Source organism: Vibrio sp. 10N.261.51.F12 (assembly GCF_041471725.1).
Classification (GTDB): domain Bacteria; phylum Pseudomonadota; class Gammaproteobacteria; order Enterobacterales; family Vibrionaceae; genus Vibrio.
The window spans coordinates 23,557-38,013 of record NZ_JBFROV010000036.1 but is presented as its reverse complement, the minus strand read 5'-3'; the positions used below and the strand labels follow the sequence as shown (position 1 = coordinate 38,013).

Annotated in this window: 11 protein-coding genes; 8 read left to right on the top strand and 3 right to left on the bottom strand. The window is 45.7% G+C overall.

Features of this window, described 5'->3' with window-relative positions; all coding sequences use genetic code 11:
* Positions 1–14: 14 nt before the first annotated feature.
* Together AB4405_RS18425 and AB4405_RS18420 are read left to right on the top strand one after the other, a co-directional pair.
* Positions 15–1,409 carry a glutamate decarboxylase gene (locus AB4405_RS18425; protein WP_372062266.1) on the top strand — a complete coding sequence of 465 codons (1,395 nt, stop codon included), beginning with the start codon at positions 15–17 and terminating at the stop codon, positions 1,407–1,409.
* 161 nt (positions 1,410–1,570) lie between these two features.
* Positions 1,571–3,313 carry an aspartate:alanine exchanger family transporter gene (locus AB4405_RS18420; protein WP_372062264.1) on the top strand — a complete coding sequence of 581 codons (1,743 nt, stop codon included), beginning with the start codon at positions 1,571–1,573 and terminating at the stop codon, positions 3,311–3,313.
* Between the two features lie 187 nt (positions 3,314–3,500).
* Here AB4405_RS18420 and AB4405_RS18415 read toward each other — a convergent pair whose 3' ends face one another.
* Entirely contained in the window at positions 3,501–4,946 is a 1,446-nt protein-coding gene (locus tag AB4405_RS18415; RefSeq protein WP_372062397.1) for a sucrose-specific PTS transporter subunit IIBC, read from the bottom strand.
* A gap of 286 nt (positions 4,947–5,232) precedes the next feature.
* On the opposite strand from AB4405_RS18415, the gene AB4405_RS18410 reads away from it, so the two are divergent.
* From AB4405_RS18410 to AB4405_RS18385, 6 genes are all read left to right on the top strand, one after another.
* Positions 5,233–6,222: a LacI family DNA-binding transcriptional regulator gene (locus AB4405_RS18410; RefSeq protein ID WP_372062263.1), complete on the top strand. Its 990-nt coding sequence runs from the start codon at positions 5,233–5,235 to the stop codon at positions 6,220–6,222.
* Positions 6,223–6,455: 233 nt separating this feature from the next.
* On the top strand, positions 6,456–8,123 hold the full coding sequence (locus AB4405_RS18405) for a glycoside hydrolase family 32 protein (RefSeq protein WP_372062261.1): 1,668 nt from the start codon (positions 6,456–6,458) through the stop codon (positions 8,121–8,123).
* Between the two features lie 36 nt (positions 8,124–8,159).
* Positions 8,160–9,086 (top strand): aminoimidazole riboside kinase, encoded by a 927-nt coding sequence (locus AB4405_RS18400; RefSeq protein WP_372062259.1) that lies wholly within the window; start codon positions 8,160–8,162, stop codon positions 9,084–9,086.
* A 668-nt stretch (positions 9,087–9,754) separates the two neighbouring features.
* Complete coding sequence (locus AB4405_RS18395) at positions 9,755–10,678, top strand: polysaccharide lyase family 7 protein (RefSeq protein WP_102532540.1); 924 nt, start codon at positions 9,755–9,757, stop codon at positions 10,676–10,678.
* A gap of 288 nt (positions 10,679–10,966) precedes the next feature.
* Complete coding sequence (locus AB4405_RS18390) at positions 10,967–11,491, top strand: acyloxyacyl hydrolase (RefSeq protein WP_372062257.1); 525 nt, start codon at positions 10,967–10,969, stop codon at positions 11,489–11,491.
* A gap of 177 nt (positions 11,492–11,668) precedes the next feature.
* Positions 11,669–12,016: a DOPA 4,5-dioxygenase family protein gene (locus AB4405_RS18385; protein ID WP_372062256.1), complete on the top strand. Its 348-nt coding sequence runs from the start codon at positions 11,669–11,671 to the stop codon at positions 12,014–12,016.
* A 170-nt stretch (positions 12,017–12,186) separates the two neighbouring features.
* Here AB4405_RS18385 and AB4405_RS18380 read toward each other — a convergent pair whose 3' ends face one another.
* Positions 12,187–12,558, bottom strand: a complete 372-nt coding sequence (locus tag AB4405_RS18380; protein ID WP_372062255.1) for a hypothetical protein — start codon at positions 12,556–12,558, stop codon at positions 12,187–12,189.
* A gap of 329 nt (positions 12,559–12,887) precedes the next feature.
* Positions 12,888–14,156, bottom strand: a complete 1,269-nt coding sequence (locus AB4405_RS18375; protein WP_372062254.1) for a DEAD/DEAH box helicase — start codon at positions 14,154–14,156, stop codon at positions 12,888–12,890.
* Positions 14,157–14,457: the final 301 nt, after the last annotated feature.

Below are 14,457 nucleotides of genomic sequence, written 5' to 3'. Positions count from 1 at the left end.
GGAGTACACGAATAATGCCTCTTCATGCAAAAGATTCAGTTCGCAATGACCTTTTAGATGATGTTTATTCATCACGAGATTTATCGATTTCTATGCCTAAATACAAGATGCCTGACCAAGAGCATGCCCCGAATCATACCTACCAAGTTGTGCATGATGAGCTGTTTATGGATGGTAATTCTCGCCAAAACCTTGCCACTTTTTGTCAGACATGGCTCGAAGACGAAATCCACCAATTGATGGATGAGTGTATCGACAAGAATATGATAGACAAAGATGAGTACCCACAAACGGCGGAGATTGAATCTCGATGCGTGCATATGCTGGCCGATTTATGGAACTCGCCTGACGCAGAGAATACGCTAGGGTGTTCAACCACTGGATCAAGCGAAGCGGCGATGCTCGGTGGCATGGCATTGAAGTGGGCGTGGCGTGACAAAATGAAAAAGCTGGGCAAGCCTACCGATAAACCGAATATGATCTGCGGCCCTGTGCAGGTTTGTTGGCATAAGTTTGCTCGTTATTGGGATATCGAACTGCGTGAGATACCAATGGAAGGCGACCGCTTATTAATGTCTCCTGAAGAAGTGATAAAACGCTGTGATGAAAACACCATCGGCGTCGTCCCGACATTGGGCGTAACGTTTACGTGTCAATATGAGCCTGTAAAAGAGGTTCACGACGCATTGGATAAACTGCAACAAGACACGGGGCTTGATATTCCAATTCACGTGGATGCGGCAAGCGGTGGCTTCTTGGCACCATTTTGCCAGCCTGAGCTTGTATGGGATTTTCGTTTACCTCGGGTTAAGTCGATCAATGCCTCTGGCCACAAATTTGGCTTGAGCCCTTTAGGCGTGGGTTGGATTGTATGGAGAGACGCCGCAGAATTACATGAAGATTTGATCTTTAACGTGAACTACCTTGGCGGCAACATGCCCACGTTCGCGCTCAACTTTTCTCGGCCGGGCGGTCAAATTGTGGCGCAATACTACAACTTCTTACGGTTAGGTAAAGAAGGGTATCGAAAGATTCACCAAGCCTGTTATGACACCGCGATTTACCTGTCATCTGAAATCGAAAAAATGGGCATGTTTGACATTATTTACGATGGAAAAGGGGGCATACCGGCAATGAGTTGGTCGCTAAAAGAAGGCGTAGACCCGGGCTTTAACCTGTTTGATTTATCAGACCGAATCCGTTCTCGTGGCTGGCAAATTGCCGCTTATGCGATGCCGCCCAAGCGTGAAGATCTTGTTATTATGCGAATACTAGTGCGTCATGGATTTAGCCGAGATCAAGCCGATATGTTGGTTTCTGACCTTAAGAACTGCGTGGAATTCTTTGCCAAACATCCGATTACTCATGGTAGTGATGCGGAAGAATCAGCAGGCTTCAATCATGGTTAAATGGCGCTTTAAATAAGACAAGAATAAGTGGCTCCTTAAGAAAAAGCCGCCTGACGTGGCGGCTTCAATTACCTATGACTAGCTAGTCATTACCTATCGCGCGCATTGTGTGTGCAGATAACTGCTTTCACGACTTTGTCTCATTCTACGGGAACGTGAACATGAATATTTCTGAACTACCTTTCTCAGTGATCCACTATATCGCTGAAAATCCATTTGTTTTCCTATTCCTTTCCATTGCTGTCGGCTACCCACTTGGTAAGGTCTCAATTAAAGGTGTCAGTTTGGGCTCGACAGCGGGAACCTTGATTGTCGGCATCGCGATTGCCCTGACAGCCTACTCTGGATATGGTCTGAGAATTGATGAACCGGGGCTAGTGTCCGATATCTTCTTGATGATGTTTATGTATGCCATTGGCATGAAAGTCGGACCACAATTCTTCTCCGGTTTGGCTCGAGGGGGCATCGACTTCGTCGTCATTGGACTGATTGTGGTGTGCAGTAATTTCATCATCGTCTATTTTGGTGCGAAATTGCTCGACCTTGCACCGGGGTATGCCGCTGGCATTATTTCGGGAAGTTACACGGTGACAGCGGTGATGGGTGTCGCGCAATCGGCGATCAGCTCTGGAGCGTTTAAAGCACCGGAAGGCATTACCTTGGACCAAGTTAGCGCGAATATTGCAGCGGGTTATGCCATCAGCTATGTCTTGTCGACGGTTTTCATTATTCTTCTGATTAAATACTTGCCTGCGCTGTTCCATCGAGATCCCGTTAAAGCGGCAAAAGAGGCAGAGGAAGAGTTTGGAGCGGGTGGGGATGCCGAGCCTTTGCCCAGCACCAGCGGCTTTTCAAATTTAGGGATTCTGCCTCTGGATATTCGAGCCTATCAAGTGTTGCACCAAGAATTAGTGGGGCAGAGTGTTCAAGCGTTATTTCATCAATTCCCTCATGCTGCGATTTTAAAACTCGTGCGCGGAGATGAGGTTCTGGACGCAGCCGATAACCCCACCTTACAGATGAATGACATTATTGGCATAAGAGGCAGCTATCACACGCTTATCGAAGGCGGAAGTAAAGAGGTGGGTGCTGAGGTCGATGAGCCTCGCGCTAGGAATGTAGATATTGAGGTCGCCGACCTTCACCTTGGCAAATCACCATATATTGGTCAGCCATTGACGGATATCGGAACCGAAGTTGGCTTTGGTATTTATATCAAAGCGCTGTTCCGCCAAGGCCATCAAATGCCTTTATTGCCACAAACCGTCATCGAGGTGGGCGATGTGCTAAGGGTTGCCGGCTCAGACTGGTGCGTGAAACAAACGGCACAAAAACTGAACAGTGCGCCTATTGTAGAAAGCACGATTACAGAAACCTTCTACCTCGCCATATCGTTGTTGGTTGGGTATATCTGTGGGCACTTTAGTGTCAGCCTTGGCGGTATTCCTTTTGCTCTAGGGACATCGGCAGGGTGTATGCTAACGGGTATTATTTTCTCTTTCTTACGAACCCGAAACCCTGCATTCGGCGGGCCGATGAGTGAGGGCGCGAGAAGTTTTCTACAAGATATTGGCTTAAGCTTGTTCGTTGCTGTGCTAGCCGCCACTGTGGGCCCTAAGATATTGTCGTCGTTTCAAGGGATTATCGTCGTCAAAATTGCCGTGCTTGGACTGGTCGCCGCGTTGCTGCCACCATTACTTGCCTGGTTGTATGGCCTGTACTTTAGGAAAATGAACCCTGCCATTCTAGCGGGGGCTTGCGCGGGTGCTCGCAATAGTACGCCGGCAATGAAAGGTGCTCAAGACGCCAGTCAAAGTGCCATACCGGCAGTGGGTTACCCGGTACCTTATGCTCTCACGTCGATGTTGGTATTAATCTTTGGCTATCTGGCCATGGTCTTATAAGTGCCTAGACTTGGCCATTTACCAGCGTTCTGAAGATTTAAAGACGATAAGGCATTTAACAATGGCAGTACTAAGGTACTCCGGCCTTAACGTTTTAAGGCCGAGTCTGAAGGTTTAAGTTTAAGTCTTGGACTTGAGCACAATAAAAGCGAGTTTATCTCGCTTTTATTGTGCTTAGGCGGTGAGTTTACACAGTTGCAAGCTTGGCTGAGCGCTCTTTCGCATTTTGGCGAGCACCAAGAATAACGGTTAAACCAAAAGCCACAACAAATGCGATGACCATGCCTACGACGTAATAAATCAGGTCGCCAGGGCGAATCGAAATAATACCTGGTAAGCCCGCCGCCCCAAGCGCAGAAGCTTTGACATTAAACATGGTAATAAACGCGCTTGAGATTGCTGCCGCACAAATTGCTGCAATAAATGGATAGCGTAGTTTCAAATTGACACCAAACATTGCAGGTTCCGTAATGCCGAGTAACGCAGTCACGCCAGATGGCATGGCAATGCCCTTCGTTTTGGTATCTTTTGTGGTGAATGCAACGGCGATGGCTGCTCCGCCTTGGGCAATGTTAGACATTGCTGCGATTGGGAAGATAAATGTGCCTCCCGTAATCGCGATATCCGCTAACAGTTGGGTTTCGATAGCAATGAAGCTGTGGTGCATACCCGTGATGACAAACGGCGCATAGATGAAACCAAATAAAGCACCGCCCACGAAACCGGCTGAGTCGTACAGCCAGTTCAAGCTATCGCCGAGTAAAAAGCCAATATCGCGAGTGAAAGGTCCGACGATCGTGAACGTTAAAAAGCCCGTGATAAAAATAGCCAGCATTGGTGTCAGTAAGTTATCAAGTACCGACGGAATGAACTTACGCAGTCCATTTTCCACTTTCGCGAGAATAAATGCCGATACTAGGACGGGCAGAACCGAGCCTTGATAGCCTACTTTTTGGATCTCAAAACCAAAGATATTCCAGGTCGGGACCGTGCCAGAGACACTTGCTCCACCGAAGCCCCAGCCATTTAGTAAGTCTGGGTGAACCATCAGCATACCCAGTGCGGCGCCAAGGAATGGGTTGCCACCAAACTTTTTAGAGGCAGAAAATGCAAGCAAAACAGGTAGGTAAACAAAAGGGGCATTCGCAAACGTGTTAATCATGCTGGCTAAATCAGCCATACCAGGGTAAGCATCAATCAACGATTGCCCGTCAATGAAGAGTCCCTTAGCGGTGAGCAGATTGAACACACCCATCAACAGGCCACCGGCAACAATCGCCGGAATGATTGGAACAAAAATATCGGATAATCCTTTGACGGCCTTCTGAACAATATTTTGTTTTTGCGCGCCAGCGGAGGCAACTTCACTGGTCGACATATCACTCATGCCAGTGAGTTTAGCCATCTCAGCGTGTACCTGATTGACAATGCCAGAGCCGAAGATGACCTGATATTGACCTGCGACCTTAAACTGGCCCTTTACACCATCCAAGTTGTCGATGGCGTCTTCTTGAATCAAAGACTCATCTTTTATTGCCAGACGAAGACGCGTGGCGCAGTGGGCGAGGGCGGCGAGGTTATCTTTCCCTCCAATTAACGCTAACAGTTCTTTTGCTACAGCAGGGTAATTCATCATTCACTCCGAATATCTGGTATGTATTTCATTGGTACTGGATGTGGTTATCGTATTGATTATTCTTTTTGGAATAGATAGCCGCTTCTTTTTTTGGGAACGTTTGCAAGATGGATTTTTCGGCAAAATCGATCGTTAGTCAAAATTTAATGGTTAAAAACATGACAAAGATCGACTTATTTGGCGTCTAACGAGATTGAATGTGATCACAAACCCCTATCTTTCAGGGTTATTAGTTGTCAAACTTGCAATCAATTGCAGGAAAGACAGAAAGGCTGATGAATTCATGGCAAGTCTACACGATGTGGCAAAATTGGCAGGCGTATCGAAGTCCACGGTGTCCCGCGTTGTCAATGATGAGTACGGCGTAAAAGAGAGCACTAAAATAAAGGTAAAGAAAGCCATTGAAGAGTGCGGTTATTTTGTTAACCAGGTTGCTAAAGATCTGAAATTACAACGAACAAATCTCATTGGCGTCATCGTGCCTACGGTCTCTTCAGGCGCGGTGTCACAAGGCGTTGATGGCTTGAGTCAGGTGTTTGAGCAAGCCGGGAAGTACGTGTTGTTGGCAAACAGCCAGCACAATAACGACAAAGAAGTGGAGTTTATTCGCCTGTTTAATCAGAAGCGAGTCGAAGGCATTATTCTCTACGCGACACACCTTGATAAAGAACTCGTCAAGGTCATCACTCAGTCCGACGTGCCCGTCGTATTGGTGGGTCAAGACGGATCGCTGTTCGATATTCCCAGCGTGATCCATGACGACAGCCGCGTGGGGTTTGTTGCAGGACAACGCTTAGTTGATTCTGGAGCGAAGAAGATTGGATTTATCGGTGTGGCGAGTCAAGATATTGCTGTAGATTCAATGCGTTACCAAGGATTATTGCAAGCGACACAGTTTGCTGGGCTAGGTGAACCTTTGTTTCATAGCCGAGGAGAGTTTTCGATCGATTCAGGTTATGAGCAGATGCTATCGATACTCAACACGCATCCAACGGTTGATGGGATATTTTGTGCCACAGATAGAATTGCTTTGGGTGCCATGAACGCGCTAAAACAAGCAGGTAAAGTTCCCGGCAAAGATGTGAAAGTGCTTGGTGTTGGGGATGACGAACTCAGTAGTATTTGTACCCCATCTTTGTCGACCTTCCATTATTCTTTTGATTCTGCTGGAGAATCTTCTGCGCAGGTACTTTTGGATTTAATCGATGGTAAACAACAGCATATGAGTAAAATGGTGCTGGGATTTAAGAGTGTTGACCGAGAAACATGCTAGTGTTCATGTGACAAATGACATGGATAAGAAGCGAGCGAACCGAATGAGCCGCTAACACGAATACATGAACGCATTTGTGTATTCGTGCCGCCTTGTTTGATCGCGAATCCTTGTGTTTTTACTTGTGTGGTCACAGATTTAATGGGGTTATTCTAAATGAACTTGTAATTTTTGTTCGTTGCAATTAATGTTGCAATCGTTCCCAAAAAATTAATGTCTTTGTGAGTGTAACTATGTCGTTAACTGGTTTTATAGAAGTGTGTGGTGGAATAGAGAATGTAACGCGCATTCTTGTTCCTGATGATCGCCTGCTGTTTGAGGTACGCGAACTGGCCTTAATTACGATGCAGGATGATGAACTCTCTTCATCTATCCGCGAATGTATTGGCATTGATACGGCGCTATCACAGCTCGCTTTTAATAAACCAACCTCGTTAAGTGACGCTGATCTTCTCGACGTAGGTAAACGCATTGCGTTGCGTCAAACAGAAATGGCGAGTCATTGTGCCCTGCCAACAGCGTGTGAATATCGACCTCAATGGCATATTGCGCCGCCGCAAGGACTACTCAATGATCCCAATGGATTTGTCTTTCATCAAGGTCAATACCACCTGTTTTATCAATGGTCGCCGTATTCGTGTCTGCACAAAGATAAGTATTGGGCGCATTTAACCAGCACTGACATGGTGAACTGGCATACTCAACCATTGGCGTTAACTCCGTCAGATTGGTTTGATTCACACGGCGTATTCTCAGGCCATGCCGTGAGCCATGGTGATGAGTTGATGTTGTTCTACACAGGCAATACTCGTATTGGTGAACAACGAGACCGCCACACCACACAATGCCTAGCCGTTTCTAAAGATGGCGTGCACTTTGATAAAAAAGGCCCAGTGATTGCCACGCTTCCTCCTGAGGTCACGCCGCACTGCCGAGACCCCAAGGTCATTTATCATAACAACGAATGGTTAATGTTACTTGGTGCTCAACGAGAAGATTTAATCGGTCGTTTGGCCGTGTACAAATCGAGCAATTTGCATGATTGGTCTTTTCACGATTTATGCGGTGACGAAATGGGGGAGTTCGGTTACATGTGGGAGTGCCCTGACTTATTTACACTCAATGGGCAATGGCTCGCGGTGATAGGCCCGCAAGGGATTCAATCTTCAAACCCTCACCACACGGTTCCGCATCACAATGGGATTTTTCACGCGCAACTATCTGCAGCGGGTGACATCACGCTGTCTGAGTTTAGTGCGCTTGATTATGGCTTTGATTTTTATGCGCCACAGACGCTAGAAACCCCCGATGGGCGACGCGTTCTGGTTGGGTGGATGGGGCTGCCTGATGAAGTAAACCAGCCTAGCGTTGAAAACGGATGGGTCCATCAACTTACTGGATTACGTGAGTTAACCTATCAGGGAGGTCAACTCATTCAACAGCCAATTCGCGAGCAACAAAAACAGCGGCAAGCTCGACAAGAGATGACGCTATCAGACTCGTCCGTTGATCTGCACACCAAGTCATTTGAGTTAAAAGTAGACTTGGAATGGGACAGTGAGCTTGCTCTGTTCAAAGATGACAATAATGAACTGTTGATTACATTAGATAGGGCGACTCGTATCCTACGACTGGATAGAAGCCGTACTTTGCTTAGAGAAGGTGACACGGTGCGTGAGTTGGTGATTCCTGAGCACAGCCTGCACTTAGCAGGGGTGGATATGGCTGACAAGGTGGCACTGCACATTCTAGCGGATGCTTCGTCGGTAGAAATATTTATCAATCACGGTGAGTTTGTTATGACGAGCCGAGTGTTTACCCCCAAAGCGGCGACTCGTGTCTCTGTCACAGGGCAGGCCACACTGGAAGTTTGGGCATTGTCAGCAATGCACTCTCAATAAAGTAGTCATTAATAATGAATCAAGGTGGTACTAATAGTGAATAGAGTATGGTTGTCTGGCGACGCGGTTGTTGACCTCATCCCCGATGGGGAATTGAGCTACCTCAAATGTCCTGGTGGCGCGCCTGCTAATGTGGCTGTCGCGGTGTCACGGTTAGGTGGGGATAGTGCCTTTTTCGGCCGAGTTGGTAACGATCCGCTTGGTCGATTTATGAAGCAAGTATTGTCTGACGAGGGTGTCAGCGCTGAAACTTTAATCCTCGATGACAAGCAACGCACATCGACGGTCATCGTTGATCTTGATGAAAATGGCGAGCGCAGTTTTACATTTATGGTAAAGCCAAGTGCTGATCAGTTCTTATCTCAAGACGATGTGCCTGAATTTAGTCCATATCAATGGCTTCATTTGTGTTCCATTGCTTTAGCGGGTGGGCCAAGTCGTAGCAGCAGCTTGCATGCGATGAGACAGATAAAAGCAGCGGGCGGGTTCGTGAGCTTTGATCCGAACCTTCGCGATGAGGTGTGGAGCGATCCCTCTGAGATTCGTTCCGTTGTTATGTCAGCAGTGCAGCTGGCTGATGTCGTAAAGTTCTCTGACGATGAACTGATGTTTCTTACTGAGACCGACACCCTGCAGCAAGGAGTGGACGAAATATCGCTATTGAATATCCCTTTGGTACTGGTGACGCAAGGTGCAAAAGGCGCACTCGTTATTCATAATGGTAAACAACAGTTGATTGCCGGTAAGAAAATGCAACCAACCGATACCACAGGAGCAGGCGATGCGTTTGTTGGCGGGTTAATTTGTCGATTGGCACAAGCGGACGATTGGAATCGTATTGAGACCATCGTTGAAGCGGTCAAATGGGCGAATGCCTGTGGCGCATTGGCGACGACGCAAAAAGGCGCCATGACGGCACTTCCTACTAATCAAGCATTACTCAACTTTATCGCTGGCGAGTAAAGCATCTAAAAAATCACGAGTAGAAAGAAACCGCATATCATCGAACAATGGGGCTGAGCAATTGGCCTCATTCACGTCACTTGCTCGAACATTGAATGACTTCTCTGCTCATTTTGCGCAGAGAAGTCAACCGTACTCCCTCCCGATTGACCCATAATTCGTCGCTCTTTCTTATTTATAGGTCATCGTCCCTTTCTTTGAGCGTTGGGGGTACCCATCCGAGTATGGTTACTTTTTCGTTGAATGTGATCTCAATGAGTGGGTTATATCGTTTTGTTTAGCGCGGGCTTAAATAGTATTGAAAAGATGGCTAGCTGATGGGATCTAATCGCGGTATTGGTCAGCGCGATGGACTCGAAACGGATTTAAAAATCAAAAAAAGTATCATTCCACAGAGAAAATCAAAAATTATCGACAATTATTGGCGGTATACAGACAGAATATGTGGCGATAATAAGAAACCATACTATCTCTATTGGAAATGTTTAGTAACACCAGGACATCTTTTGTCGCTATTTTATGATGATGTATGACGATTTTAAGGTGAATAGTGCTGGGTCATGTCACATTTAGCCCTCTATTTCATTGACCCCTTTTTATCGGATTAAGTAGTATGAGTAATATTGTAATACAAATCATTATTCAAACTTGAGTAACAAGGAAATAGAATGAAAATTACCCCATTAGCTTTGGTTATGGTCGGTGCATTAGCCACGTCAAGTGCATACGCTGATAAGACAACACCTGCCGAGGTTCTGGATCTTTCGTGCTGGAAAGTGACATTGCCAGTGTCGTTGGACAATGGCTCACGCCCAACAGAATTTAGCGAGCAAGACATCGCCAAAGGGGTAATGAATGACGATTACTTCTATGTCAATGAAGCGAAAGACGGTGTGGTTTTCCGCTCTCCGATTCAAGGCATCAAGACATCAGAAAACACAAAGTATGTTCGTTCAGAACTTCGTGAAATGATGCGTTGTGGCGATACAAGCCATAAAACAAAAGGTGTTGCGCCAAACAACTGGGTATTCAGTAGCAATGTATCTGAAGACTCGCTTAAAAATGCTGGTGGTGTTGATGGTAACTTGAAAGCAACGCTTTCTGTTGATCACGTGACAAGCACAGGTGAGATCTGGCAGCAAGGCCGAGTCATTATTGGTCAGATTCACGCGCCAGATGACGAGCCGGTTAAAATCTACTACAGAAAACTACCAAACCATGAAACAGGTTCGCTTTGGATCAGTCATGAGCCAAATGGTGGCGATGACATTACCTTCCCAATGATAGGCCCTACGACACCGAATTATTGGAAACAGAGCGGAAAAGATATCCAACCTTCTTACGATGACGGTATTGCTTTGGGCGAAAAATTCTCTTACGAGATTGATGTTGTGGGTTCGGACATGACAGTAACGGTTAGCCGTGAAGGCAAGCCTGATGTCGTTCAGAAGGTTGATATGCAGAACTCAGGTTACGAGTTAGCTGACCAATGGATGTACTTTAAAGCAGGTGTTTATAACCAAAACCGTTCGGGTGATGCGGACGACTACGTTCAAGCAACATTCTACAATCTTGAGGTTTCTCACAAGTAATTGTTGAGACATCGATGAGACACCAAAAGCGAGCCTACGGGCTCGCTTTTTTGTTGGCTGAGATAGCGATAGATTAAAACGGAGATAGGTGGAAATCGCTCTAGGTTGAAATATATATCGCTTTAAATAGAGAACGGCTGAAAACGCGAATCGACCGTTGTCGGTCATCCCTCCATCTCATTTATATGTGAACATTAGTTTGGTTTATTTATCGCCAAGGGGCTAACCAATATCCTTGTTAAATACCGCACAAGGACGTGAGTTCTTTTAATCTAGAGGAATTCGCACATGAAAAATATTCGTTTCATTTCTATCTTGGCAATGTTCGCCCTACTTTTTTCGGGTATCACTCATGCACATGAAGAAAACGCTGACCTGAAATTTCGTGGGGGTATTGGTTATACCTCATTAGGAGGGGATGAATCCGCGGCGAATGTCACCGTGGGCTTAGAGCTAAACCAATACATAGGGCTAAATTTTGATATGTACAAAGGGGCAGACAACGATCTTGATTACACGGGCGGTGGCTTTGCTCTGGAGTTGGGTTATAACTTTGCTTTATCACAAGGCTTTGAGCTCCGTCCGTTTGTTGAGGCGGGGATGACGGCAGGCGTGATGGAGAATCCAAATACCATCATTCCTAATAACAACAAAGATGCGCATTTAGGATTCAGCTCAAACGTCGGTTTGCGTCTTCAACATGATGAAGTCCCAGTATACACTGAGTTTAAAACGGACTTGCAGACCTCTCATTCCGATGCTCGATATTTACCAGAGAATACGTTTTTAGTGGGTTTACGATTTGCACTTTGAGCCTTCTATGACTTGCCTTCAGTCTGAGTCGGAGAGAAAAATCATTCACATAGCTGCTGCTTTAATCCGCTATATTTCAGTTGGTTAAACGGGTCATAGGAAGAGAAAATGTTGTTTGACTCGGCACTTAACGTTAAGCTCCCGCACTACGTAAATATAAGAAAACAGGTACTAAACATGACGACCCCTAAACGACCAATTAATAGCCATGACAATTACCATGCGCATGTTTATTTCACTCACGAGACGTTAGAGTTTGCTTCTGACTTATGCCAGCAAGCAGGGGCTACATTTGGTTTAGACATTGGTAGAGTCAATCAAAAACCAGTGGGCCCGCATCCAGTGTGGAGTTGTCAGATTTTGTTCACAAGTGCTGACTTTGAAGCGTTAGTGGCTTGGTTAGAACACCATAGAGAAGGGCTGAGTGTCTTGGTTCACCCTGTGACGGGTGACGATTTGCTTGATCATACCGAGTATGCGTATTGGTTAGGTGACTCGGTAACGCTGAACTTGGCAGGGTTTTAATCTGGGTTATCGCTAACAAGGTCACTTTTTACTGTGATGAGATGACATCTTGAGTGTTAAAAAAACAAAGGCGAACCGTAAGGTTCGCCTTTGTTTTTAATGATCACGTTTAACCGCAGATTCACAGCATTAACCGTAACGCATTAATAGGCTTGAATACCGTATTATGACTAAAGCTCTTTCATTGCAGAAACAACAGAAGGGTCATTTATCAGGTTAAATAATAGACTCTTTGCAGAAGAACGCTGAGCGTCAGACAGGACTTTCGTAGGGTTTTCTCTGGATTGAGTTAGGATATTCTTTACGAATCGGCTATTGGTACCAGATAATTCATACACGAAGCGCAGTGTATCTAATAATTCGTCTTGAGATAGGCTATAAACCGCCATCTCACAGCTGAGTTTATCCATGGCAAGGAAATTGTTAACGACAACTGTTCGCTCAGAATTAAACTTCTCTTTAGCTTCAAAGGCATCAATCAAAGCCTGCACTCTATCTGCGATTGCAACAGGCACTTCCATTGTTTTGGTTTCATGAGTCATTACTGATTCTCCTTCTCTAGCGGGTCTTTAATCTAAGGGTCAAGTTTACTCGCTGGGGCCAGTTTTCGCATTAACTTTAACGATAATGTGAGATTAGAGCAGAGTATTGCGACGGGATTTAGTGGAGAGGCGAAAAAATACGCGCTATATGCTTGAATATCACACGCTGGAATGTCATACGGTTTTAGAGATAGAGACAGATCAAGGCTTTCGGCTCTGTGACCAAAGTTACTGCTGAATCGCCTAAATAACACCGAGCGTGCTATTCAGGCGATGGTCTTACTCAGTACGCGGTAACCGTACTAACCGACCCAACAATGACTTACCTATTAAAGATTATATAAGTAATTATTTTTCTTATGCTTCTTACCAGTACCTGCTGGTTTGGCGACAGGCTTGGTCGCGGCCAATAAGGCTTCAACCGCCTCTTCATCAACCTCAAACCCTTCAACTTGCTCACGCTCTAATCGGATCTTGTTTTTCTTTTCGATGACTTTGAAGTGGTGATAATCTTCGTAATCGATCAGCGATAATGCTAAACCAACTTCCCCAGCACGACCACTTCGGCCAATACGGTGCATATAGTCAGATGGGCTTCTTGGCATATCAAAGTTAATCACAACTGGCAGTTTTTCAATATCGAGACCGCGAGCGGCAATATCAGTGGCAATTAATACATCAATCTCGCCCGCCTTGAACGCTTCAAGCACACGACTACGAGCGCCTTGGCCTTTATCACCGTGGAACACCTCGGCAGTAATGCCGCGTTTTGATAGCTTTTCTGCCAAGTGATTGCAGCTGTTTTTGGCGTTAACAAAAATAAGCGCTTGTCGCCATTGGTGCTGTTCAATCAAATGCGCTAGCAATGCCGTTTTTTCGCCTTTGTTTACCGTGAAAACACGCTGAACTAGGGTGCTTGAATCTGCGCTTTGCAGCTGTATTTCAACAGGGTCGTTCAATAGTGCTTGAGTCAGTTCTTGTACTTGCTCAGGGAAAGTGGCTGAAAATAACAAGGTCTGCTTTTTCTGCGGTACTAACGCCAACAATTGAGCCAGCTCTTCGGTAAAGCCAAGGCTTAGCATTCGGTCAGCTTCATCAAGTACCAAGGTTTTAACGCGATCAAGCTTAATCGCATTACTTGAAATCAAGTCGAGCAGACGACCAGGGGTCGCGACCAAAATATCAGTGCCACCGCGCAGCGCCAGCATTTGTGTGTTAGCGGAAACGCCACCAAAAACCGCAACGGTTTTAAGCGCACCGTTAAAATGCACGGCGTAAGATTTAATGTTATCAGCAACCTGCTTTGCAAGTTCACGGGTTGGGACTAAAACAAGTCCAGACACGTAGTTTCCCTTGCCTTGTTTACTGCTGTTTTCGGTTTGTTCAAAAAGCTGCTGCAACATAGGCAATGCGAAAGTGGCGGTTTTGCCTGAGCCCGTATTTGCCCCTGCAATGAGATCACGTCCAGCTAATACACTCGGAATTGCTTGTGCTTGAATAGGCGTTGGCTGTTGGTATTCCAGTTCTGTTAGTCGCGCGACTAACGGTGGAATGAGGCCAAGTTCTGTAAAGTTGGCAGGCATAGTGATAGCGGTCATGAATATAAAAGACTCAAGCAAAGAAAATAGCCGGCTATTTTAATCTATTTACTCGAATGAAGTTAGCGAAATCGGCTAAATCCCTTATTAACGTTGTTCAACAGTGGGTTACTGCTGTCAAAGGCGGTGATATGTACCTACTGAGACAGCGTGAGGACGCGAACTATGCGTATTGCTAGCATTCAATCGTTAACATTGAGACTCTTTTATTGTATGTTTGATTGGTTGTAGCTATTGATTTGTGCCTTTTGATGGTTTTATTTTAATTATTATTACTAATGCTGTTGACAATGCTACGCCG

Coding starts and splice junctions, on each gene's coding strand:
- AB4405_RS18425 (WP_372062266.1), top strand. CDS start 15: ATGCCTCTTCATGCAAAAGATTCAGTTCGCAATGACCTTTTAGATGAT.
- AB4405_RS18420 (WP_372062264.1), top strand. CDS start 1,571: ATGAATATTTCTGAACTACCTTTCTCAGTGATCCACTATATCGCTGAA.
- AB4405_RS18415 (WP_372062397.1), bottom strand. CDS start 4,946: ATGAATTACCCTGCTGTAGCAAAAGAACTGTTAGCGTTAATTGGAGGG.
- AB4405_RS18410 (WP_372062263.1), top strand. CDS start 5,233: ATGGCAAGTCTACACGATGTGGCAAAATTGGCAGGCGTATCGAAGTCC.
- AB4405_RS18405 (WP_372062261.1), top strand. CDS start 6,456: ATGTCGTTAACTGGTTTTATAGAAGTGTGTGGTGGAATAGAGAATGTA.
- AB4405_RS18395 (WP_102532540.1), top strand. CDS start 9,755: ATGAAAATTACCCCATTAGCTTTGGTTATGGTCGGTGCATTAGCCACG.
- AB4405_RS18390 (WP_372062257.1), top strand. CDS start 10,967: ATGAAAAATATTCGTTTCATTTCTATCTTGGCAATGTTCGCCCTACTT.
- AB4405_RS18385 (WP_372062256.1), top strand. CDS start 11,669: ATGACGACCCCTAAACGACCAATTAATAGCCATGACAATTACCATGCG.
- AB4405_RS18380 (WP_372062255.1), bottom strand. CDS start 12,558: ATGACTCATGAAACCAAAACAATGGAAGTGCCTGTTGCAATCGCAGAT.
- AB4405_RS18375 (WP_372062254.1), bottom strand. CDS start 14,156: ATGACCGCTATCACTATGCCTGCCAACTTTACAGAACTTGGCCTCATT.